21 protein-coding genes and 1 pseudogene are annotated in these 23,884 nt (G+C 38.0%); 21 read left to right on the plus strand and 1 reads right to left on the minus strand.

Features of this window, described 5'->3' with window-relative positions; genetic code table 11:
• The first annotated feature begins 19 nt into the window (after nucleotides 1-19).
• From yhfZ to IW510_RS15695, 20 genes and pseudogenes are all read left to right on the plus strand, one after another.
• Nucleotides 20-943, plus strand: coding sequence for a GntR family transcriptional regulator YhfZ (gene yhfZ / locus IW510_RS15600; RefSeq protein ID WP_202061235.1), 924 nt, complete (start codon nucleotides 20-22; stop codon nucleotides 941-943).
• An 11-nt stretch (nucleotides 944-954) separates the two neighbouring features.
• Complete coding sequence (locus tag IW510_RS15605; protein ID WP_202061236.1) at nucleotides 955-1,305, plus strand: PRD domain-containing protein; 351 nt, start codon at nucleotides 955-957, stop codon at nucleotides 1,303-1,305.
• Between the two features lie 8 nt (nucleotides 1,306-1,313).
• Nucleotides 1,314-2,465 (plus strand): YhfX family PLP-dependent enzyme, encoded by a 1,152-nt coding sequence (locus tag IW510_RS15610; protein ID WP_202061237.1) that lies wholly within the window; start codon nucleotides 1,314-1,316, stop codon nucleotides 2,463-2,465.
• A 5-nt stretch (nucleotides 2,466-2,470) separates the two neighbouring features.
• Complete coding sequence (locus IW510_RS15615) at nucleotides 2,471-3,685, plus strand: phosphopentomutase (protein ID WP_202061238.1); 1,215 nt, start codon at nucleotides 2,471-2,473, stop codon at nucleotides 3,683-3,685.
• A 268-nt stretch (nucleotides 3,686-3,953) separates the two neighbouring features.
• The gene (locus IW510_RS15620; protein WP_202061239.1) at nucleotides 3,954-4,979 is read left to right on the plus strand and encodes an amidase family protein; all 1,026 of its coding nucleotides are present in this window, start codon (nucleotides 3,954-3,956) and stop codon (nucleotides 4,977-4,979) included.
• Nucleotides 4,980-5,320: 341 nt separating this feature from the next.
• Nucleotides 5,321-6,094, plus strand: coding sequence for a Fe-S cluster assembly ATPase SufC (sufC, locus tag IW510_RS15625; RefSeq protein WP_202061240.1), 774 nt, complete (start codon nucleotides 5,321-5,323; stop codon nucleotides 6,092-6,094).
• Between the two features lie 14 nt (nucleotides 6,095-6,108).
• Nucleotides 6,109-7,395 (plus strand): Fe-S cluster assembly protein SufD, encoded by a 1,287-nt coding sequence (gene sufD / locus IW510_RS15630; protein WP_202061242.1) that lies wholly within the window; start codon nucleotides 6,109-6,111, stop codon nucleotides 7,393-7,395.
• Nucleotides 7,392-8,627: a cysteine desulfurase gene (locus IW510_RS15635; RefSeq protein WP_202061244.1), complete on the plus strand. Its 1,236-nt coding sequence runs from the start codon at nucleotides 7,392-7,394 to the stop codon at nucleotides 8,625-8,627. The genes sufD and IW510_RS15635 overlap by 4 nt, the downstream gene beginning before the upstream one ends.
• The gene (gene sufU, locus IW510_RS15640; protein WP_202061246.1) at nucleotides 8,614-9,075 is read left to right on the plus strand and encodes a Fe-S cluster assembly sulfur transfer protein SufU; all 462 of its coding nucleotides are present in this window, start codon (nucleotides 8,614-8,616) and stop codon (nucleotides 9,073-9,075) included. Before IW510_RS15635 ends, sufU begins: the two co-directional genes overlap by 14 nt.
• Nucleotides 9,076-9,163: 88 nt before the next feature.
• On the plus strand, nucleotides 9,164-10,558 hold the full coding sequence (gene sufB / locus IW510_RS15645) for a Fe-S cluster assembly protein SufB (protein ID WP_202061248.1): 1,395 nt from the start codon (nucleotides 9,164-9,166) through the stop codon (nucleotides 10,556-10,558).
• Between the two features lie 268 nt (nucleotides 10,559-10,826).
• Entirely contained in the window at nucleotides 10,827-10,964 is a 138-nt protein-coding gene (locus tag IW510_RS15650) for a hypothetical protein (RefSeq protein WP_202061249.1), read from the plus strand.
• 113 nt (nucleotides 10,965-11,077) lie between these two features.
• A complete protein-coding gene (locus tag IW510_RS15655) occupies nucleotides 11,078-13,090 on the plus strand; it encodes a type I restriction-modification system subunit M (RefSeq protein WP_330932663.1) in 2,013 nt (670 codons plus the stop codon).
• Nucleotides 13,083-14,405 (plus strand): restriction endonuclease subunit S, encoded by a 1,323-nt coding sequence (locus IW510_RS15660; protein WP_202061250.1) that lies wholly within the window; start codon nucleotides 13,083-13,085, stop codon nucleotides 14,403-14,405. The genes IW510_RS15655 and IW510_RS15660 overlap by 8 nt, the downstream gene beginning before the upstream one ends.
• On the plus strand, nucleotides 14,395-17,379 hold the full coding sequence (locus IW510_RS15665; protein ID WP_202061251.1) for a type I restriction endonuclease subunit R: 2,985 nt from the start codon (nucleotides 14,395-14,397) through the stop codon (nucleotides 17,377-17,379). Before IW510_RS15660 ends, IW510_RS15665 begins: the two co-directional genes overlap by 11 nt.
• 48 nt (nucleotides 17,380-17,427) lie before the next feature.
• Nucleotides 17,428-17,727 (plus strand): annotated as a pseudogene (locus IW510_RS15670) (DNA/RNA helicase domain-containing protein); the annotation flags it as partial.
• Between the two features lie 305 nt (nucleotides 17,728-18,032).
• Complete coding sequence (locus IW510_RS15675; RefSeq protein WP_202061252.1) at nucleotides 18,033-18,512, plus strand: hypothetical protein; 480 nt, start codon at nucleotides 18,033-18,035, stop codon at nucleotides 18,510-18,512.
• Nucleotides 18,513-18,623: 111 nt separating this feature from the next.
• Nucleotides 18,624-19,169, plus strand: a complete 546-nt coding sequence (locus tag IW510_RS15680; RefSeq protein ID WP_202061254.1) for a hypothetical protein — start codon at nucleotides 18,624-18,626, stop codon at nucleotides 19,167-19,169.
• Complete coding sequence (locus IW510_RS15685; protein WP_236674771.1) at nucleotides 19,166-20,353, plus strand: hypothetical protein; 1,188 nt, start codon at nucleotides 19,166-19,168, stop codon at nucleotides 20,351-20,353. The genes IW510_RS15680 and IW510_RS15685 overlap by 4 nt, the downstream gene beginning before the upstream one ends.
• Nucleotides 20,354-20,369: 16 nt before the next feature.
• Complete coding sequence (locus IW510_RS15690; protein WP_202061255.1) at nucleotides 20,370-20,708, plus strand: hypothetical protein; 339 nt, start codon at nucleotides 20,370-20,372, stop codon at nucleotides 20,706-20,708.
• Complete coding sequence (locus IW510_RS15695; RefSeq protein ID WP_202061257.1) at nucleotides 20,708-20,965, plus strand: hypothetical protein; 258 nt, start codon at nucleotides 20,708-20,710, stop codon at nucleotides 20,963-20,965. Before IW510_RS15690 ends, IW510_RS15695 begins: the two co-directional genes overlap by 1 nt.
• 387 nt (nucleotides 20,966-21,352) lie before the next feature.
• Here IW510_RS15695 and IW510_RS15700 read toward each other — a convergent pair whose 3' ends face one another.
• Complete coding sequence (locus tag IW510_RS15700) at nucleotides 21,353-22,264, minus strand: ArsR/SmtB family transcription factor (protein WP_202061259.1); 912 nt, start codon at nucleotides 22,262-22,264, stop codon at nucleotides 21,353-21,355.
• A 245-nt stretch (nucleotides 22,265-22,509) separates the two neighbouring features.
• Between IW510_RS15700 and IW510_RS15705 the strand changes: the two genes are divergently transcribed.
• A complete protein-coding gene (locus IW510_RS15705) occupies nucleotides 22,510-23,778 on the plus strand; it encodes an extracellular solute-binding protein (protein WP_202061261.1) in 1,269 nt (422 codons plus the stop codon).
• The last annotated feature ends 106 nt before the right edge of the window (nucleotides 23,779-23,884 follow it).

Genomic DNA, 23,884 nt, shown 5'->3' on the forward strand with positions numbered 1-23,884 from the left:
GAAAAGGGTGAATTGAAAGATGAACGAGATGTTTCTAAAGAAAAAGGGGATTGTAACAAACTATTTGGCTTCTGATTTGATCCAACTAAAAAAGGGAGATAAGCTGCCCATTGTCAGTGAATATCAAAAGAAGTTCGATGTGTCCAGAGGGACGATTCAAAATGCGTTGAACTTTTTAAAGGAGAAGCAGGCCATTGTTTGTGAAAGCCGAGGTCATTTAGGAACATTTCTAGTTGATATCAATTACACCATTTTACAGGAATATGCTGTTTCCGAATCTGTTCTGGGAACAATGCCTTTACCATACTCAAGACTTTATGAAGGCTTTGCCACCGGACTGTATTCCTCATTTGAACAGCAGAACATTAAGCTGAATATGGCATATATTCGAGGATCAAAGGAAAGAATTCGTTCGATTTGTACGGAGACCTATCGCTTTGCGGTCGTTTCACGCTTTGCAGCACAGGAAGCAATCAATCAAAATGAACCAATTCGAATTGTAAGTGATTTTGGGGAACACACCTACCTGTCACAGCATATTCTTTTGTTTGCGGATGTTTCAAAAAATCAGATAGAAAATGGGATGCGTGTGGGAATCGATTACAGCTCCTATGACCAACAGCTGTTGACACAAACACTGACTGAAGGTCATGAGATTGAGCTTGTTGAGATGCCTGGACATCAATTGATTCATGGGCTGAACCAACAGCGAATCGATGCCGGTGTTTGGAACTATGATGAAATCGTTGATAAAAACTATCAGAATATGAACTATAAATTTTTGGAAACATCACAAATTCAAGAGGATATGAGCGCCGCGGTGATTATCTGTCATAAGGACGATCAGGCGATGCAGGCCATTTTGAAAAACAATCTATTGAAGGAAGAAATCTTGTTGATTCAAAAGCAGGTCACGGCAGGAGAAATGGTTCCCCGTTATTAGCAGGAGGGACTATGATTAAGCAAAAATTAATTGTATTAGAGGAATCCGGTATCATTGATACGGAGGTTCATCATTATGTATTAGCAGTATGTGATTATTTGAAAGAAAAGCAGATAATCAAAGACGATCAGGAAGCGGATGTTTTTCTAACTCACCTGGCCATGGCGGCAGCACGCCAGAAAAGTGGCGAAACGGTGAACGCACTCGATCCATTTATTAAAGAGCAGATTATCAGCGATCCACAATACTTACATTCTCAAAGCTTGTGGCAGGAATTAGCAGCACTTGCGCCAATTGCTTTTGAGGAAACGGAGCTTGATTACTTCTACCTGCATATTTGCAATATGCTGAATGAAGGGTAGGGGGTTGGATGTTTTTAGATGTAGTACGCAGAAGAAACCCTAAACTAATCGAAACAGCTAAAATGCTTCATCAAACGGGGCAAGTCCTCCCGGATACGTATATATTGGATTTGGATACTATTCAGGCGAATGCTGCTGTGATGAAAAAGCAGGCAGATGAGTCTGGAATTGAATTGTTTTATATGACCAAGCAATTAGGTCGTAATCCGCTGGTAGCGAAAGCCATCAGGACAGCAGGAATTGATAAAGCCGTTGTTGTTGATTATAAAGAAGCATTAGTGATGATTGACAATGGGCTGCCTATTGGCAATGTGGGGCATTTGGTACAGATACCTGTTCATTTGCTGAAAAAAATTATTGCACATCAACCAGATTATATCACGGTCTATTCTTTGGACATGCTGAAAAAAATCGAGCAGGTGTGTCAGGAGTTAGGCTGTAAACAACGAATTCTAATTAAAATATTGGAAGCGGACGACCAAATTTATGAGGGGCAATATGGCGGGTTTCATCTTGCTGATTTGCCTGAGTTAATCCATGCATATCAGACAATGGAACACGTTGAACTAGCTGGCTTGACCTCGTTTCCATGTTTTTTGTTCGATGGAGAAGAGGACTTGGTACCTACGCACAATGTAGAAAGCATTAGAAAAGCCAAAGCAATATTTGCGGAACAAGGAATCACTCAATTAGAGTTGAACATTCCCTCAGCAACCTGTGTCCGCACGATTCCATTTATCAAGGAATTAGGCGGTACACAAGGGGAGCCAGGGCACGCGTTGACAGGGAGCACACCGCTTCATGCAAAGCTGGACTTGCCTGAGCTGCCGGCTATGGTATATGTCAGTGAGATTTCTCATTCGTTAGATAAGCACAGCTATTTTTATGGCGGCGGTTACTATCGTCGGGGGCATTTAGAGAACATACTTGTTGATGGCACAGAGGAACGATTGGATCGAATGATCCCGTTCTCAGCAGAAAATATTGACTACTATTTACAAGCGGAGCAGGAGCATGAAGTTGGTGCAACAGTTATCGCAGCGTTTCGAACACAAATATTTGTTACCAGAAGCGATGTAGCAGTTGTTTCCGGTATTCAAAGCGGCAGTCCCAAGCTTGAAGGAATCTTTGACAGTCAAGGAAATAGAATAAGAAGGTGAGACCCATGGGACGATTTGTAGTAATCGTATTGGACAGCTATGGTGTAGGCGCTATGGCTGATGTAAAAGAGGTTCGACCAAGGGATTTAGGCAGTAATACAGCACTGCATATTATGGAGAAAAATCCGGAGATTCAGCTGCCAACGCTAGAAGCACTGGGCTTGATGAATGCAATCGGTAAAGAATATAAGCAGCATAAGTTTTCTGAGACTGCGAATTGGGGCACAGCCAATCTTGCGCATCACGGGGCAGACTCATTTTTAGGGCATCAGGAAATCATGGGAACAACCCCAAAAATTCCGTTGATTCAACCCTTTAATGCCAAAATAGATGTAGTAGAGGAAGCGTTGAAGGCTCATGGCTATGCTGTCCGTCGCGTCGGCGCAGTAGATGAGCCAAAAATTCTAGTTGTGAATGACTGTGTGACAGTCGGCGATAATTTAGAAACAGATTATGGTCAGGTCTACAATGTAACCGGTTGTCTGGATTTGATTTCTTATGAAGCACTAAAGGAAATCGGACATTGCGTACGTGAGGTTGTACAGGTTTCTCGAGTGATTACTTTTGGCGGTGAGCAGGTCGATTTAACTGATTTATTGGCTGCCCGAAAAGTGAAAAATAATGAAATCGCAGGTGTCGATGCACCGGAATCTGGGGTCTATAATCACGGCTATCAGGTGGTTCATTTAGGCTATGGCATTGATAAGAATGTGCAAGTACCGACGATTTTAGATAAATCAGCTGTCACGGTTTCCTTACTTGGAAAGGTAGCTGATATTGTTCAGACAGAAAGCACACGTCTATTTCCAGGAGTAGACAGCGACCAGCTGTTTGATTCATTACTTGAGGAAGTACGGGCGATAGCTAATGGTTTTATCTGTTTGAATATTCAGGAAACAGACTTGGCAGGGCATGCGGAAGATGTGATGCGTTACTCTGATCGCTTAGAGGTCAGTGATCGACGAATCAAAGAGCTGCTGCCTTTGCTGCAAGAAGGGGATGTACTGATTGTGATGGCGGATCATGGGAACGATCCGACAATCGGTCACAGCAACCACACAAGAGAACGTGTGCCGTTGTTAGTCTATAGTAAGGGTATCGAGAAAAAACAAATCGGGGAAAGAAAAACACTTGCCGATGTCGGTGCAACAGTGGCAGATTATTTTGATGTTGCAGCACCCCAGCATGGCGAGTCATTTTTAACTAAGATATTTAACTGAAACAAATAGAAAGTGCAAGAAGGCTGTGACAAAAGCGTTCAGCTCCGAGAAATAAGCAAAATAATTCGAAAATAGCTTCTCATATTTTTGAAATTATTTTACTTATTTCCGAGAGAGTTGCTTTTGGAACACCGTTTATCTGATTGTAAGGAGCTAAGGATTGATTAGTGTCATAGTTTTGCCAGACAGGAGGTCGGAGGAGTAGCTATCCTCTGACCTTTTTTAGTGAAGTGCCATTTAGTCAATCATAGAATTGGAGTGTGTGCAGATGAATCAACCTACAGCGATTGAAGGAGCAAAAAAGAGTTTTATTGCGTTAAAGAATCCCTATGATTCTGTGGAAAAAGTGTATCCGATGATTATTGATCGATTTCAAGAGGAGACATGGGTCTATTATGCCGGAGTCAAAAATCGCAGCCAAGTATCTTCAGAGTTTATCAAATCTTTGGAGGCTGTCGGTGTCTATCTTCACACGCTGGATAAAGCCTCAGTCGCCGGACGAGCGGTGGATATCCAACTAAAGAATCCCTATACAGGACGACCGATGACGGGCTCCTCCAGTGGAACAGCGATTAATGTGTTATTGGGTATTAATGATATTGGTGTGGGAACAGATGGTGGCGGCTCTGTCATTGCTCCGGCAATGGCGGTTAATCTTATTGGGTTTATCAGTCCGTTATTGGATGAAGAAAATATGCAGCAGCAAGCGAGCAAGGTATCAACAGATGGTATTTCCTTTCATCCGTCTCTGGGCTTTATCACTGCAAGCTTTCACTTATTGCAGCAAGTACTGGCTGTTAGCTTACCTGTAAAGTCAGCCGAGAGAATACCGACAATTATTTATGATTCAACTGATTTCTCTAAGGAGGAAGCAGGTGAATGGGAAGGTCAGACCAGCATAGAGAGTTTAGCTTTCAAGTTTGATTCACGAGAAGCTTTGATGCCCGAACTGAAAGAGCTTCTGAAAAGCTGTGATGTATTAATTAGTAAAGAAGGGCCTGTAGATACGGCAGGATTGGGAGATACGGTATTGGGGCATTTTGATGAACGAACACAGGATCTGCAAAGGCAAGGGAACAAAGGACTTCTGCGTGTCGTGAATATGTTGGGGGCGACAGCGATTACCCTTCCTACCGAAGAATTTGCCGTAGGCGCGTTACTGATTTGCGAGTCGACACCAGAGAAAATCAGTCATATGCTGCAGTTAGCTGAAAAATGGCCTACGTATAGCAGTCCCTATTCACGGTATTTTTCGGATTGTGGTGAGTACTACCCAAAGGAATTTGGTGAATAATCAATTGATGTGCAAGCAATCATGGAGAACGACCTCCGATTGCTTGCACCTTTTTTGATAGTAATTTCTTACAATGATGAGGTAGCTTATATAAAATTTTACCTATTTTTTTAGAAAAGCGCTATCACACCTATGAATCATATAATTATCGTTTTCTGTTAATTTATTATTTGCTATCAAAACTTCTTCTCAAGTTATAAATATTACAATTAAGAAGGGATAATAGGGTAGAAACATATGAAAAATAAAGAATCTCGATGGCAAAGAGATTGCGATTCATTATCAATTAGGATAGAATGAATGAGAACGAAATTATAATTTAAAGTTGGAGGGAACAAGGCATGTCAGTTTTAGAAATAAAAAATTTGCACGTATCAATTGACGATAAAGAGATCCTGAAGGGCGTAGACCTGACAATGAAAACCGGAGAAATCCATGCAATCATGGGACCAAACGGAACAGGGAAATCAACTCTATCTGCAGCAATTATGGGGAACCCTAATTATGAAGTAACTGAAGGTGAAATTCTTTTAGATGGTGAAAATATTCTTGAGTTAGAAGTTGATGAGCGGGCACGTTTAGGTCTGTTTCTGGCTATGCAGTACCCAAGTGAAATTCCGGGAATCACCAATGCGGAATTCATGCGTGCGGCTATCAATGCAACACGTGATGAAGATGACAAAATCTCTGTCATGGACTTCCTAAAAAAATTAGATAGTAAAATGGATTTACTAAATATGCCGGAAGAAATGGCAGAACGCTACCTAAATGAAGGCTTTTCCGGTGGGGAGAAAAAACGAAATGAAATCCTGCAGCTGTTGATGCTGGAACCAACCTTTGCAATTTTAGATGAAATCGATTCTGGTTTGGATATTGATGCGCTGAAGGTTGTTGCAAAAGGTGTTAATGAAATGCGTGGTGAGAACTTCGGCTCGCTAATCATCACCCATTACCAACGTCTACTAAATTACATCACACCTGATGTGGTGCATATCATGATGAACGGTAAAGTTGTGAAGACAGGCAACGCTGATTTGGCGAAACGCTTGGAAGCAGAAGGCTATGCAGGAATCAGTAAAGAATTGGGTATTGAATACAAAGAAGAAGAAGCATAAGGAGGGCACGGTAAATGAAAGAGATGAACGTAACAACTTATCTTGATGATATCCACGCCTTTTCCGCTCAAATGGATGAACCTTCATGGATGACAGAGCTGCGTGTTTCCGGTTTGCAAAAGGCAGTTGAGTTGGAGCTGCCAATGATCGAGCGTGTGAAATTTCATCGCTGGCCATTGTTTAATGTAAACACAGAAGATTATGTACCAGCTTCCGGTCATGTGCCAAGCTTTGGTGAAATGAAGGACAATCCAGTGATTGTTCAGCAGAATTCTGCAACAATTTTTGAACAGCTGTCTGCTGATTTAGCAGATAAAGGTGTAATTTTTACAGATATCTTCTCAGCGATGCAGGAGTATCCTGAGTTAGTCAAAGAATATTATATGACAAAAGCGGTACAGGTGGATGAAGACAAGCTGACTGCATTCCATACAGCCTTTATGAATAGCGGCGTTTTCCTATATGTACCAAAAAATGTGGTCATTAAAGAACCAATCGAAGCATTATTCTTCCAAGATTCTTCCAGTGAACAGCCATTCTTCAAGCATGTGCTGATTGTAGCCGACGAGCACAGTGAAATCAGCTACTTGGAAAGATACCAAACCTTGGAAGGTAAAAATATCAAAACATCGGCAAACATCATCGTTGAGGTGATTGCAAAAGCCGGAGCAAAAGTGAAATACTCTGCAATCGATCAATTAGGTGAAAACCTTTCTACTTATATGAACCGTCGGGGTCATATCATGCGTGATGCTTCTATTGACTGGGCATTAGGTGTGATGAATGATGGCGATGTCGTAGCTGATTTCGATTCTGATCTAGTGGGCGAGGGTTCACATTCTGAGGTCAAGGTCGTAGCAATCAGTGCTGGAAAACAAACACAAGGAATCGATACACGTGTTACAAATAAAGCGTCTCATTCGATTGGTCATATTCTGCAGCATGGCGTTATTCGTGACAGAGGTACGTTGACCTTCAACGGAATCGGTCACATCCTAAAAGGCGCAAAAGGAGCAGATGCACAGCAGGAAAGTCGTGTCTTGATGCTTTCTGATAAAGCGCGCGGGGATGCCAACCCAATTCTGTTGATTGATGAAAATGAAGTCACTGCGGGACACGCAGCTAGTGTGGGTCGCGTCGATCCGGAGGAAATGTACTATTTAATGAGTCGAGGCTTACCAAAAACGGAAGCAGAACGCTTAGTGATTCGCGGTTTCCTTGGTTCCGTAATTACTGCAATTCCTGTCAAAGAAGTACGAGATGAATTTGTTGAAGTGATTGAAAGGAAGTTGAATGCATGATAGACGTGGAAAAGATTCGTCAAGAGTTTCCAATCTTGTTTCAAGAAGTCAATGACGAGCCACTTGTTTATCTGGATAATGCAGCGACGACTCAAAAGCCAAAGGCAGTTTTAGATAAGCTGACTTATTATTATGAGCATGACAATGCCAATGTTCATCGCGGGGTACACACCTTAGCGGAGCGGGCAACAAAGGAATATGAAGAAGCACGTGAAAAGCTGAGAAAGCTGATTCATGCCGGAGAAACAGCCGAGGTTCTTTTTACCAGAGGAACGACAACCGGGTTGAATTGGATTGCTAAAAGCTATGGTGATGTTGCGGTGAATGCCGGAGATGAAATTGTGATTTCATACATGGAGCACCATTCCAATATTATTCCTTGGCAACAGCTGGCAGCTCGCAAAGGCGCAACCTTAAAGTATATTGATATTACGCCTGAAGGCTACTTGGATATGGACAGTGCCGGAAAGCAGATTACAGACAAAACTAAGATTGTATCAATTGCCCATGTATCGAATGTCTTGGGTGTCATCAATCCGGTGAAAGAGCTGGCAGAGCTTGCCCATGCACATGGTGCCGTAATGGTTGTCGATGGTGCACAATCCGTTCCTCATATGGCTGTAGATGTACAAGAGCTGGATGCAGATTTCTTTGCTTTTAGCGGACATAAAATGTGCGGACCTACCGGAATTGGTGTATTATATGGAAAACGCGCGCTGCTTGAAAAAATGGAGCCAATCGAATTTGGTGGCGAGATGATTGATTTCGTCAACCTTTACGACAGCACATGGAAGGAGCTTCCATGGAAATTCGAGGCAGGGACACCAAATATCGGTGGAGCCATTGCACTAGGCGCAGCTGCTGACTATCTACAGTCAATCGGTCTGGAAAATATTCATCAGCATGAAGCAGAAATTGTTGCTTATGTTCTGCCGAAGCTGCAGGCGATTGAAGGCCTGACTGTTTACGGACCGCAAGACCCAAAGGATCATACAGGTGTAATTGCCTTTAATCTAGACGGTTTACATCCTCATGATGTAGCAACCGCCCTAGATATGGAAGGCGTCGCTGTACGTGCAGGTCACCATTGTGCACAGCCTTTACTGAAATATTTGGAGGTTCCGTCAGCAGCAAGAGCGAGTTTTTATCTTTATAATACAAAAGCAGATGCAGATCGTCTGATAGAGGCGATTATGGCAACGAAGGAGTTTTTCCAAGATGGCGTTATCTAAATTAGAAAACCTATACCGTCAAGTAATATTGGATCATTCCAGCCATCCCCATCACCATGGGACACTGGGAGATTCCAGTAAAAAAATTGAAATGAACAATCCAACCTGCGGCGATGTCATCGAATTGCAGGTAGACATTCAAGACGATATCATTAAAGACATTGCTTTTTCCGGCAGCGGCTGTTCCATCAGCACGGCAAGTGCCAGTATGATGACGGATGCCGTCATTGGTAAAACAGTTGCCGAAGCGGAAGACCTGGCAGAAGCCTTTTCACAGCTGGTACAGGGAAACGAAGTAGCAGATGATGAAAAGCTGGGCGATGCGTCCATGCTGAAAAATGTCAGTAAGTTTCCGGCACGGATCAAATGTGCCACACTGGCTTGGAAGGCATTGGAAAAGGCCGTTGAGAATGATGGCCAAGGAACAGCAGGTCAGCTGCATTGCTGAAACAACAAGACGTAGACTGAATGAGACGTTTTAACGAGGAGAAAACATTTCCCCGCTTAGCAGATAGAAGAAGAGGGAGCGTGAAACAATGAGCGGCGTACCAGAGTTAGAAGAATATAAATTCGGCTTCCACGATGATGTTCAACCAGTTTTTAGTACTGGCGAGGGTCTGACGGAGGAAGTCGTGCGAGAAATTTCCCGTGTAAAGGGAGAACCGGAATGGATGCTTGAATTCCGCTTGAAATCATTAGAGCAGTTCAACAAAATGCCTATGCAAAAATGGGGCGCAGACCTGTCTGACATTGATTTTAGTGCAATTAAATACTACCAAAAACCAAGTGATCGCCCGGCACGTGACTGGGACGATGTACCGGATAAAATCAAAGAAACCTTTGAACGTATCGGGATTCCAGAAGCCGAACGTGCGTATCTGGCAGGCGCTTCTGCACAGTATGAATCAGAGGTTGTTTACCACAACATGAAGGAAGAGTTCCAAAAGCTAGGTATTATCTTTACCGATACGGACTCTGCTTTAAAGGAATATCCTGACTTGTTCAAGGAATACTTTGCGAAACTAGTTCCGCCAACAGATAACAAGTTGGCGGCACTGAACTCAGCAGTATGGTCAGGCGGGACATTTATCTATGTACCAAAAGGCGTAAAAGTGGACGTACCACTACAAACCTACTTCCGTATCAATGCAGAAAATACCGGACAGTTCGAGCGGACATTGATTATCGTGGATGAAGATGCCAGTGTTCACTACGTGGAAGGCTGTACAGCACCAACCTATACAAGCAACAGCCTGCACGCTGCTATCGTTGAAATCTACACACGAAAAAATGCGTATTGTCGTTACACAACCATTCAAAACTGGTCAGACAACGTGTACAACTTAGTAACCAAGCGAGCAAAAGCCTACGAAGGTGCAACCGTTGAATGGATTGACGGAAACCTTGGTGCGAAAACAACCATGAAATACCCAAGCGTTTACCTAGATGGACGCGGCGCTCGTGGAACTATGCTTTCCATCGCCTTTGCCGGTGAAAACCAGGTGCAGGACACAGGCGCAAAAATGATTCACAACGCACCAAATACATCCAGCTCAATCGTTTCCAAATCGATTGCCAAGGATGGCGGCGAAGTAAACTACCGAGGACAAGTAACCTTCGGCAAAGATAGCGCCGGATCAATTTCACACATCGAGTGTGACACGATTATCATGGATGATAAATCCAAATCTGACACAATCCCATTCAATGAAATTCACAACAGTCAAGTAGCCTTGGAGCACGAAGCCAAGGTATCAAAAATCTCAGAAGAACAGCTGTACTACCTGATGAGCCGTGGCCTATCAGAAGTCGAAGCCACTGAGATGATTGTAATGGGATTCGTTGAACCATTTACGAAGGAACTGCCGATGGAATATGCGGTGGAGTTGAATCGATTGATTTCTTATGAGATGGAAGGCAGTGTAGGTTAAAAATTTATGACAGCTATAAACGTTGAGATAACAGCGTTTATAGCTGTTTTTCGTTTTTTATGAAAATTAGTGATCTTGATTTTGACCTTGAAGAGAATGATGAACCCTTTTTTAGTGTATGTAATTTAATTATATTAGGGTAAAATTAGGTTGATTTTATGTTATTATTTTATAGAATATACTGTAGAAAAAATGAGGAATAGAGATATCCATAAATAAGGAGAAAGAGCATGAGATCCTAGGTAATCTGAAACAAGAGGAACTGTTTTTGAAAGAATCCAAAGCTCCTTTTGAAGTAAATAAAATGAATCAAGAAACATTACGAGCAATTGAAGACACAGAAAATGGAAATTTGTATGGAGGATTTTCTTCTGTTAAAGAATTAATGAAGGACTTGAATAATTAATTACGTTAACGTAGATAAGAAATAGGATAATCTGTTTTTGAAAGTACTGATAAAGTTGAACTATTTTTGTTATAATGTATTTATTTAGTAGACAATAGAATGGAGATATAGATGTGAATTTTCAAGATAAAGTTAGCTTTATATGGTCAATAGCTGAAGTATTAAGAGGAGAATATAAACCAGAGAATTATGGGGAGGTAATTTTACCTTTAGTTGTTATTCGAAGGTTTGATTGTGTATTAGATAGCACAAAAGAAGAAGTTTTAAAAAAATATGAAATGATTAAAGATAAACCTGAAGGAGTACAACATGCTTTGCTAACAAAAGCATCTAAAGAAGATTTTTACAATATTAGTAATTATGATTTTAGCAACTTGTTGAGTGATCCAGATAATATTGCAGATAACTTTAAAGATTACTTGAATGGATATTCCAAAAATGCGAATGAAATTATTCAATATTTTGACTTTGATCCTGAAATTGATAAATTAGACCGAAATGATTTGTTGTATGAGGTGCTTAAGCGATTCTCTGAGATTGATTTGCATCCCAGCGTGGTATCAAATATTGAAATGGGTTATATTTTTGAAGAGTTAATCCGCCGATTTTCTGAAAATACAGAAGCAGGAGACCATTATACACCAAGAGAAGTAATACGATTAATGGTTCATCTTTTATTTAATGATGATCGCATTGATATTGCAACGGAAGGAATCACGAAGACACTATATGATTGTGCGGCGGGTACTGGAGGAATGGGCTCTGTAGCAAACGAGTACATGAAGAGTCATAACAATTTAGGAGAGTTAATTTTTCATGCACAAGAGGTAAACGAGGAGTCCTATGCTATAGCTAAATCCGACTTACTTCTAAAAAAAGAAAATGCAGATAATATTCGTTTGGGCAATACACTAACGAATGACCAATTTAAGAACGACAAATTTGATTTTATGATTTCTAATCCACCATATGGTGTAGACTGGAAAAAAGTAGAAAAATCTGTAAAAGACGAACATAATGATTTGGGATTTAATGGTCGATTTGGTGCGGGTCTTCCTCGTACGAGTGACGGGCAATTATTATTTTTACAACATCTGATTTCTAAAATGAAACCTGTGACTAGAGAAAATCCTTATGGTTCTAGAATAGCGATTATTATGAATGGTTCTCCCTTGTTTACTGGCGATGCTGGATCAGGTGAAAGTGAAATTCGTCGGTATTTATTTGAAAATGACTTGGTTGAAGGCTTAGTTGCTTTACCAAATGACTTGTTTTATAATACAGGAATTTCAACGTATATTTGGATTTTAACGAATAACAAAGAACCGCATAGAAGAGGCAAGGTAACGTTAGTAAATGCGGTTAATTTTTCTAAAAAAATGAAAAAGAGCATGGGAAATAAGCGTAATGAGATTTCTGAAGAGCAAATAATCGAAATCGTTTCTCTTTATAATGAGACAAAAGAAAATAAAAAAGTAAAAATTTTTGATAACGAAGATTTTGGCTTTCATAAAATTACTGTTGAAAGACCGTTACGTTTAAACTTTAATTTATCAGAAGAACGTATCGAACGTGTAAAATACGAAAAAGCCTTTCAAAATTTAGCTACTTCAAAGAAAAAAAGAGAGGCTGGAGAGAAACAAGTTGAAGAGGGTAGGACTCTACAACAGGCAATTATAACTACTTTGCTGGCACATAGCTCTGATAACCTAGTCAAAAATAGAGATAAATTTACAACACAATTAAAAGAGTTATTCAAAAAAGAGGAACTAACTGTTCCAAATGCTATTTTCAAAGCGATTCTAAATGGATTATCTGAGAGAGATGAAACTGCTGATATCTGCATGAAAAATAAAACGACTGTCGAAGCAGATACTGAACTGAGAGACTATGAATCTATTCCTTTAAAAGAAGATATACAAGAATACTTTGAACAGGAAGTACTACCTCATGTTCCAGATGCTTGGATAGATGAAACAAAAACAAAAGTTGGTTATGAAATACCTTTTACAAGACATTTTTATAAATATACACCGATTAGAAGCTCAAAAGAAATACTTGGTGAGATTCGAGAGTTAGAAGTTGAAATTTCTGAACAATTGAAGAAGGTGTTTATCAATGATTAAAAGTTACTTTGATACAGAGTGGATAGGAAAATATCCAGATAACTGGAAATTAGTTGGAATGACTAAATATATTGATACATTGGTAGACTATCGAGGAAAAACACCTAAAAAAACAGATGAAGGTATATTTCTTGTTACAGCAAAAAATATTAAAAATGGTAAGATTGATTATGAAATATCTAAAGAGTATATAGCAATAGATGATTATCCTACAGTGATGTCTAGAGGTTTACCAAAATTAAGTGATGTTTTGTTCACGACTGAAGCTCCACTTGGTGAAGTAGCTAATGTTGATAGAGAAGACATAGCACTAGCTCAGAGAGTGATTAAATTTAGAGGAAAAAAAGATGTATTAGACAATTATTTTTTTAAATATTGGGTGCTATCAAAAGGGTTTAATCAAAATTTATTATCTTTAGCAACAGGATCAACTGCTTTAGGAATTAAAGCTAGTAAATTGTATAATTTACGATTATTGTTGCCCCCACTTTACATTCAAAAACTTATTGTTGATTTTTTAAATAGTAAAATAATGGAAGTTGATATACTAATTGTCATCAAAGAAAAACAAATCAAACTTCTTGAAGAGCAACGTCAAGCAATGATAACAGAAGCTGTCACAAAAGGATTAAATCCTAATGTAAAAATGAAAAACTCTGGAGTAGATTGGATTGGAGAGATTCCTGAACATTGGGAAATTAGCAAAATAAAAAATAAATTTACAATCAACAAAAGAGTAAATTGTATAGATAATCCTGTAGTTTTTTCTATGACTCAACGGGGGATAAAAGAGAAAAACATTGAAGATTACTCCGGACAACATGCAGAATCTTATTCAAAGTATCAGCAAGTTTTAAAGAATGATTTTGTTATGAATGGAATGGATTTATTAACAGGATATATAGATATCTCTAATTATAAGTATGGGGTAACTAGTCCAGATTATAGAGTTTTTACACTGAATAATAGTAAAGATTTGGCTGAATATTTTTTAATGTATTTTCAAATGTGCTATAAACAGAAAATCTTTTATGGATTAGGTCAGGGAGTGTCCAAACTAGGTAGATGGAGACTTCAAACTAAAACGTTTAAAAATTTTCCTATAATGGTACCTCCAAAAGAAGAACAGATTGAGATTATAGAAACAATAAAATGTAGCAATGATGATATTGTACTCGGTATAGATTTAATAAAAATACAAATATCCAAAATGAAAGAATACCGTCAATCATTAATTCACGAAGCGGTTACTGGGAAGATACCTATTGAAGAAATGGAGTCTTATTTAAAGGAGGCTGAAAAAAATGGCGATTGATACATCAGAACGAGGATTTGAGGGAAATATAGAACACTATTTGATGAATACAAACTATGAATCGTTAGTTTTTGATAAGCCTTCTCTAACTTCTCTTCGATCTTCAGGAATTGATAAAAAGATGTTATGGCGCTTTTTAGAGTCTACACAAGAAAAAGAACTCAATCATTTACGGCGTAAGTATTCTTTAGGAAATGCAGATGATAAAATTCTGGAGCGTATTTTGAGCGAAATAGATCGAAAAGGTTTATTAGATGTTCTTCGTCATGGAGTAAGAGATAGAGGGGTACATCTTAAATTAATCTACAATAAACCTGAAACGGAATTAAATCGAACACTAGTGGAGAACTATGAGAAAAATATCTTTGCAGTTAGTCGACAAGTTTACTATACTCATGAATCAAAAAATAGTTTAGATATGGTTTTATTCGTGAACGGTTTTCCACTAGTTGTAATGGAATTAAAAAACCAGTTAACTAATCAAACAGTGTATGATGGAATGAAACAATTTAGAGAAACACGTAGTCCCAAAGAATTAATGTTTCAATTCAACAAAAGAGCTCTCGTTTATTTTGCTGTTGATACCGATGAAGTATATATGACGACAGAGCTTAAAGCTGAGCATACTAACTTTTTACCGTTTAATCTTGGCAACCAAGGTGGAAAAGGGAATCCTCCAAGTGAAGGAAATTATCGCACGTATTATTTGTGGGAGAATGTTTTACAAAAAGATAGTTTGTTGGATATTATTTTTAAGTTTATGTATATCAAAAAAGACGATATTAAAGATTCAAATGGAGAGTTATTATATCAAAGAAAATCGCTAATATTTCCTCGATACCATCAATTAGATGTTGTGAGAAAAATTGAAGATGATGTTCGGAAATTTTCTGTGGGTCAAAACTATTTAATCCAACATTCGGCTGGTAGCGGAAAAACAAATAGTATTTCATGGCTCGCACATCGATTATCTAAAATGCATAACCAAAAGAATAAAGCTTTTTTTGATAGTGTGATTGTTATTACAGATAGAAGAGTATTAGACAAACAATTACAGGATGCTGTTTATCAGCTAGAACATAAAGCAGGAACAGTTGAAAGAATTGATAAAGATTCGAATCAATTGGCACAAGCGATTCAAAGTGGTACGCGTATTGTTATAACAACTCTACAAAAATTCCCATATGTCTTGGATAAGCTAGCAAAACTTAGCAGTAAAAATTATGCAGTAGTGATTGATGAAGCCCATTCATCACAAGGTGGAAAATCAGCCAAAGCGATGTCACAGGTGCTGTCTAATATGACGCTGGAAGAAGCTTACGAACAAGATCGACTGATTGAGGATAATTTAACGGATGTAGAAGAAATGATTGTAGAAGATATTGTAAAAAGTGGTAAGCAAACCAATGTTTCGTATTTTGCTTTTACAGCAACGCCTAAACCTAAAACACTAGAACGATTTGGGCGTAAAAACTCTGAAGGAAAGTTTGCTCCTTTTCATTTATATTCTATGAGGCAAGCTATTGAAGAAGGATTCATTTTAGATGTATTACAGAATTATACAACCTACAAAACATACTATAATATCATTTCTGCATCTGATGAGAAAGTACTAAAAAGTGAAGCTACGAAAAAAATTGGTCGTTTTGTTTCTCTGCATCCACACAATATTGCACAAAAAGTAGAAGTGATTGTAGAACACTTCAGAGAACGTACTCAGCATAAACTAGATGGACGTGCAAAAGCGATGCTGGTAACATCTAGTAGACTACACGCCGTAAGATATAAATTAGCGATGGATGATTATATCAAAAGAAGACACTATAAAGACATGGAGACATTGGTTGCTTTCTCAGGAAAAGTTGAAGATGGAGATGATACTTCATATACAGAGACTAATATGAATGGTTTTTCGGAAAGTGAACTACCAGATAAATTTCATACTGATGATTTCCAAGTGCTGATTGTTGCTGAAAAATATCAAACCGGTTTTGATGAACCGTTGTTACAAACAATGTATGTTGATAAACCTTTAAGTGGTGTAAAAGCGGTACAAACATTATCAAGGTTAAACCGAACTTGCCCAGGAAAATCGGATACATTCATTCTTGACTTCGTTAATGAAACAGAAGAAATAAAAAAGGCATTTCAACCTTACTATGAAACAACAGCTCTAGAAAGTGAAACGGATCCTAACCTGTTATATGAACTAAAAGACACAATTGATCAATATGAAATTGTTACTTTAGAGGAACTAGACAAAGTAGCAAGCTTGGTAATGAGTGGGAATTTAGAATCCTCAGCATCTGAACAAGGAAAACTTAACTCTATTATTGACAAAGGTGTGGAAAGATATCAAAGACTGAATGCAGAAGATCAGGAGATTGTTAGAGAGGCAATAATTAAATATCTGAGAACTTATGGCTTTCTATTACAGATTATTGATTTTGCTGATGTTGATCTTCATAAAATGTATCTCTATGTCAATTACTTAATTAAAAAATTGCCTAAGAAAAAAAGAGATACTTTTACGTTACCTGATGATGTAGCTTTGAACTATTATAAAATTAAACAAACCGCTGTTGGTACTATTGGTTTGGAAAAAACAGGTATCGAATATATTGAAGGTGTTGGTCATGGCGTAAGTTCAATTATAGAAGAGGAAAAGGTTCGGTTATCTGATATTATTGATAAAATTAACGAGCGTTTTGGTACTGACTTTGATCCAGAAGATAAGTTATTTATGGATCAAGTGACAAGCAAAATGCATAGTGATGAAAGCTTCGTAATGAAAGCTAAGAATAACTCATTTGACAATTTTGTTTTAGGTGTTGAAAAACAATCACAAGATATCTTAATAGATAAGTATGAAACAAATAGTAAGTTTGTCGATAAATATCTGACAGATGACGAATTTAAGAGCTTTGTTCTAACTTATATGCTTAAAGATGTTTATAAAAAAGTGCATAGTTAATACATCTAAAAAAGTGTTACACTATTGATGAAAGTCTTGTTCAAATTTACCATTGGTGAGGTAGGCTCAACATTTACTGTTCAAGGATTCGATTTGAATTATGCTGGAGTTATCATCGGTCCTTCTGTAAAGTATCGGAATGGAGAAATCATTTTTGATAGGGAAGGAAGCATGAACCGCAAAGCTAAAAATCGCAGGACATTGAAAAATGGTGAGGCTGAGTATGTTGCAGAAAAGCTATTGAAGAACGAACTTAATGTTCTTTTGACCAGAGGTGTCAACGGACTATATATCTATGCTGTAGATGATGAGCTGCGAGAAGCATTGCTAAAAGCTCAAGGAAAATAATAAGGAACTGAAGTCTGGTGATTTAAATATAATCACTAGACTTTTTTTCTTTGGAGGAGAACATATTATATGAGCCAAATTGATTTTTTAAAGAAAATATTTCTTGAGAATTTATTAGACTTTATTGCTGGTACTATTTATTTCTATTTTGGATAAATACTGAAGAAGTCAACTTCCCATTTAAGATATACGAAATAGAAAAAGATTTAAAGAATGAAAAAACATGGTTTTTTGTATGTATTATAAACATGCTGTTTGCTATAATTATTAATGTTATATTCTTTTAAATAGAAGCGAGGGATATTGTGTCTAAAAAAAGATTAGCGCTGTTGATTGGAATTATAATTGTACTTATTTTAGGAATTTTGGGGAAAGTGTACATGGATAAACAGACAGAGAAAGAACGAAAAGAATATGTGGAGGCTGTAAAAGAAACACAAGAGGAAGCGTCTAAGTACATCATTGAAAATTATTTAGGTATTGAAACGATTGAATGGAATGGTTGGAGTACAGATAACCATACACTTCTTTATTCAGGTCCCAAAGGAATAGATACTTCAATGACAATTAATGGGTATGAAGATGAGGTAAATGGTAAGGTGCAGTTAGGCTACAGTGCTTTAAATCCAGAATGGATAAAAAAATATACGGATTCCGTTTTAAATAATGATGCTATTATTGATGGAAAAACACAAGAAAATAAGTTTAAAAAAATAGGTGTAAAAAAAGATGCTAAAGGAAGTCCGAATGCAAAGATAATTTATAATTTAAAGGAGAATAAATAGTGCTAGTTGATGAGAAATATTTTTCTAGCTATTGATTTACATATCACTAATTTTTTTGAACTATTATCAATGAAATCTGTGTTGGAAAAGCCTGTTGGATAGCAGCAAGTAATGTCTTCAGTTACTGACTGCAATGAAGGTATAAATATATTTTATTATTCGAAAGAAATGGGAGATATTGTGAATAAAAAGAAAATAGTACTATTAATAAGTAGTGTCGCAATAATTATTTTAGGAATTGGAGGCAAAATGTATATGGACAAACAAGAAGAAATACGAGAAGAGAGAAATCAGGCAGTAAGGGAAATACAAGAACAAGCATCAAAATATATCATTGAAAATTATGTTGGAATAAAAAAAATTGAATGGACTGGGTGGAGCGTAGGTCCTGGACCACTTAGTGTTGATACTTCTATGATAATCAATGATTATTCTGTGGATGAGGGAAATGGATTTTTTTCATATAGTGCTGGACATCCAGAGTGGGTTGAGAAATATACAGACGGAATATTTGAATTTTATCCACGTGATGAAAATGACACTTCAAAAGGAACTAAGGGTGAGATGATTAAAACATTGAGAGAGCAAGGAGTAAGGAAATCAAAAGAAGGTAGCCCAAATGCTGAGATTATTTATAATTGGGAGGAATCTGAATGAGCCTAACTGAAGAGGATTTAAATCTTTTAAATGAGTATGTGTATAATGTGGATCAAGAAAAACTTGAAAAACCTAAGCTGGATCGTCCTATAAAAGGACAGGATCTTCCTATGAAAAATAATAAGGTAGTACATGTAGTTGATACGTTGGATGATGATAAAACCGGTTTTCAAGGATTGGCTGTAGCACCAATTGTCAATGGTAAACCGGATTATAATCAGATTTCAATAGTAGCTGCTGGAACAGACCCTAGTCAAAAAACAACGGATGTGTGGAGTGCTCTATTTAATGGAAAAGCACCTTTTCACGAGGAGGGACAGCTAGGGGTTGCTGAAGACTTTGTAAATAGAGTTAACGATGTAGACGGATATACAGTTACACAGCTAAGTGGCTATTCTCAATCTGCGTACATGCTTGAAGTAGGTGGGAGATTGGGTATCCCAACAACAGTATTTAATGGTTGGTTCATTTATAATAATCTATCACCGGAGGCACGAAAATTTATTAAAGAAAATCCACATTTGTTTATCAATTATCGCCATAACAAAGATATGACAACTTTTTTGAATGATTTCAATTCTTCTTTATATACAGGAGAAGATTTTGGAACCATTATTTGGGTTGAAGGGGATAGTCATAATATAAAAGGATGGGAATTCGATAAAAATGGACGCCTTATTGTAAATGGAGATAGCCAAGAGAAAAGAGCAGTTAAATTGGCTCAAATTCAAAATCAGTCAGCATTAGCAATGTACTCATTATCATTACTAAGAGATAGACTTAAGGCAAGCGGAGGTAGTTTATCAGCAAATGAAGAAATTTATCTGAATAACAGCCAAGCCCTATTAGCTGTGAGTGCTGCTTCGCAGACGATGAAAACAGGTTTGGCTTCAGTAATAAAACTTTATCAGGATGCTATTGTTGAAACGGAGCAGCTCTGGACTGATGGTTTGCAACGTGCACGGTCGATTGGAACAGATTTAAATGAATCAGAAATTATTGAAGCATTAGCTTCAGCAGGAGCGACAGAAGCAAGTGTTGTCACTGAACCTACAGCATTTTACGAAAAGAAAATAGCAAAGGCAAAACAAATGGGCGAAAGCTTTGATGCTTTAGTTTCTGAAATTCAGTCTGGTATTGAAAAGCTTGTTCAAAGTGATCGAGATTTGGCTAGTCAGCTTTGATAGAGGGGGGACGTAGGTGGAAAAACAAGAATTGCTGGAAAGTGATTTCCGATTAAAAAAGCGAAATTATGAAGAAAAAGAAGAAGAGATTCTTTTTGAAAGAGATAAGGGAATTCAGGATTTAGAAGAAATTGCAGATAGAGCTCAATACTATTTGAAGGATTATGTTGCGGAGCAAGAAGTAATTGCACAGGCTTTACGTAACTTGGAGGATATGAAAGAAGAGGTCTACGAGGCTGCTCAACACGATAGAAAGAAAATCGAACGAGAAGTAGAAGAGTTGGAAGATAATTATTATCGTGATCTTCGCAAATTATCTGAACAGGAATCATCTAAGAAAGAGGAGAATTTCTGATGTTGGAAGATGTATTAAAGGAGTTAAAGAAAAAGGCACAAAAAATGATTATTGGTACAGCAATTGGTAGTTCGATGAATCAAAAGAAGGATTCTAATAAACAAAAGGCCGAGCAAGCTGGTGAAAGTGAACTATCATCTGTAAAATCTAATCTAGCCAGTGTTTCAGAAAATATTGGAAGTTCTGTAAAAGGGCAATTTGGGAAACAAGTAAAAGAAACATTTAAAACACAAAGCGAAAAACTAGATAAATTTTAGGGTATCAGCTACATACAATTTGGTTTTAAAGATTAAAAGACTGACGTTTAGGCTATGGTTGGAGAGGTTGTACTTTATCATACAGATAATTGATTTGTTCTTAGAGTATTTACTAAAAGGAAAAATGAATGGATTTAATCAAATGTGCCAAAATGTTGTTTTCTTCAAAATTTATATTCAATTAGAAGCAAGTTTTTTTGACTGGTATTCCAATATACTACGACTATCCTTCGGAAAAAGAGATTGAAGTTTCTCCTGAAATTGCTCAACAATTGATTAAATATATTATATATTGATTTATTTTAAGAAGGTTTCTAAATGGCGCTCTCACAAAAACCAAGAGTAACAAGCATTTGTTCATCCGAACATGCTGCTTGTTACTCTTTTTTATTTATCCAAATAATACGTATTAATCAAGATATCCTGATTATGATTCCCAAAGCCTTCGCCAAACAGGGTTAGGCCACCGTGGTTTTTGGCATCGTCTTCGGCGGCGAAGCGCAGCTTGATAAAGGGTTGTTCGTGAAGCTTCAGGTCATAGATGGTTACATCGGAATAGGCTTGGCCGTCGATGCCGGTGTCTAGCTTATTGATACGGAGATGCTTCAGCAGGCCATACTGGCTGAAGCTGTCGTTCCACCATTTAGGCGTGTAACGTCCGCGTGTGTCGGAAAAGTTGCCTGGTACGGTGTAGACGGCAACTTTGACATCATTGACATAAATCGAGATGTCGCTTGGCCAAATGTTGTTTGACAAGGGAAACTCTGAAGCAATCTCGAAGCTGATTTCCAATAGTTCAGGCAATTCGTTTTCTTGCAGCAGGTTGGGCACCTTGTATTCCACAAAGCCGCTGCTGAACCAAAGGAGTCCGGCATCGACTCGTTTGGAATCCATGAAATATTTTGGATCATCTGACTTTCCAACCACATCATCCACTGTTGCCAATCCACAAGTCGGCGTAACTGAAAAATCCACAAAATGTCCCAGCTTTAGACTGGTAGAATGAAGTTGAAATTCCTGATAAATTTTTTCAGGGAATGAAATATGAATATCATCCACTTTTAGATAAACCATCTTCTTGTTTCGGTTTTCTCCAATGCCTCTTTCAGAGCCTAGGAGACCGGCATCCTCCATCTGCTGAACGTGTCGTGTTGTAATTGCGTTGCTAATCTGCATGTGTGCAGCTATTTCTCCAATACTTCTCTTTTCACTTCCAATAAACTTTAGAATCTCTAGTCGAGTGTTGCTGGCCAAGCATTCAAAAACAGGTAATGAAAGCGAATCTAGTGAGAGTTCCATAATTAATCACATCCTTTTAACTTAAAAGTTAATCCTTTTCTATGTAACAACATTATACCTCATATTGATTTTAACTGTATAGTTGTTTTTGGTAATCTTTGATATATTAGTGTTGACGACGCTTACATTTGATGATAATTTAGCCTTATAAGTACGAAGAAGAAATAAAAAATACTAAAAAGTTAAATTAATAAGAATCAGAATTATTAATATATTTAACTTTTTGGTAAAACGGAGGAAGAACAATGAAGATGAAGAAATTGATCGGTGCAGCACTTATTACTGGGGCGTGTTTTATGGCATTAGCAGCATGTGGAGGTTCAGGAGGCTCCTCTTCATCCAATGAAAAGGAAATCACTTTTTGGAATCCATTTACAGGTGCTGACAGCTCTAATCTAAAAGCGTTAATCGATGAATACAATAAAACAAATCCGGATTTTAAAATCAAAAATGTTTCGTTAAAGGAAACAGATATGTATGCGAAAATTCCGACAGTCGTCAATTCAGGTAAGAATATTCCGGACTTGAACATTGTCCATGCAGAACGAATCAAGAATTATAAAGATAACGATATGCTGGAAACTTATGATGATCTTCTTTCGAACTACTCTGATATAAAAGCAGACAATTATGTTGCTGAAGCGTGGAATCTTGGTGAGCTTGATGGTGCGAGATATAGTCTGCCGTTTGATATCCATAACTGGGGAACCTATTACAATAAAGAGCTTTTAGAAAAGTATGCGCCTGAGGCATTAGAGGATAACATTCTGACGTTTGATGAAATCAAGGCTGCCGGTGAAAAGGCAAAAGCGGATGATGTGAGAGGCATCGCGATTACTTGGGCTAAGCCTAATTTCTTGGCTACCTTTAAACAAGAAGGTGGGGAGTTGACGGCAGATGGTACAGCACCAACGCTGGACACTTCAGCGTCAAAAGATGCGATGAGTGTGTGGGCTGATTTGTATCAAGAAGGTGTCACCACAAAAGATGGAGAGGATCCGACACAGCTGTTTTTAGCCGGCAAGCTTCTTTTCTTCCCTGAAGGTATCTGGCTGCAAAACAATATCAAGGATGCTGGCTTTGAGTGGGGATTGACTAACTCTCCGCAGCTGTCAGATGATGCAACGAAAATTGTCAATTGGGCTTCTTCTCATCAGTTTGTGATGTTTAAAAACGCAGACCGTTCAGAAGAAAAAACACAAGGTATCATGGACTTCATCGAGTGGCTGCGTACAAACTCTTTGGAGTGGGCGAAGGCAGGACAAAATCCGGCGACCTTGGATATTTTGACAAACGAAGAATACAAGGAAATGCCGCAGTCCTTCTTTATTAATACACCGGAGCAGCAGGAGACCTTGTCAATTTTTGACTATAAATACAATGGCTACGTTTCTGAATATTTAGATGCTCATGGATTCGATACGATTTTTGGCAAACAATCAGTTGACGATTTCACTTCTGGGATGCAAAAGGAAGTAACAGATAAAATCGCTAAGGATCGTTCAAATGACTAAGCTGTTTGGGCTATTGGGTACTCTTCAATACTGAGTATACCTCATCACAAACAGCTGGAAGGAAATGGCAAAGGCAGACGGTTGTAAATCAGATTGCTTGTTGAAG

Source organism: Enterococcus sp. BWR-S5 (genome assembly GCF_016745255.1).
In the GTDB taxonomy this organism is placed as follows: Bacteria; Bacillota; Bacilli; order Lactobacillales; family Enterococcaceae; genus Enterococcus_L.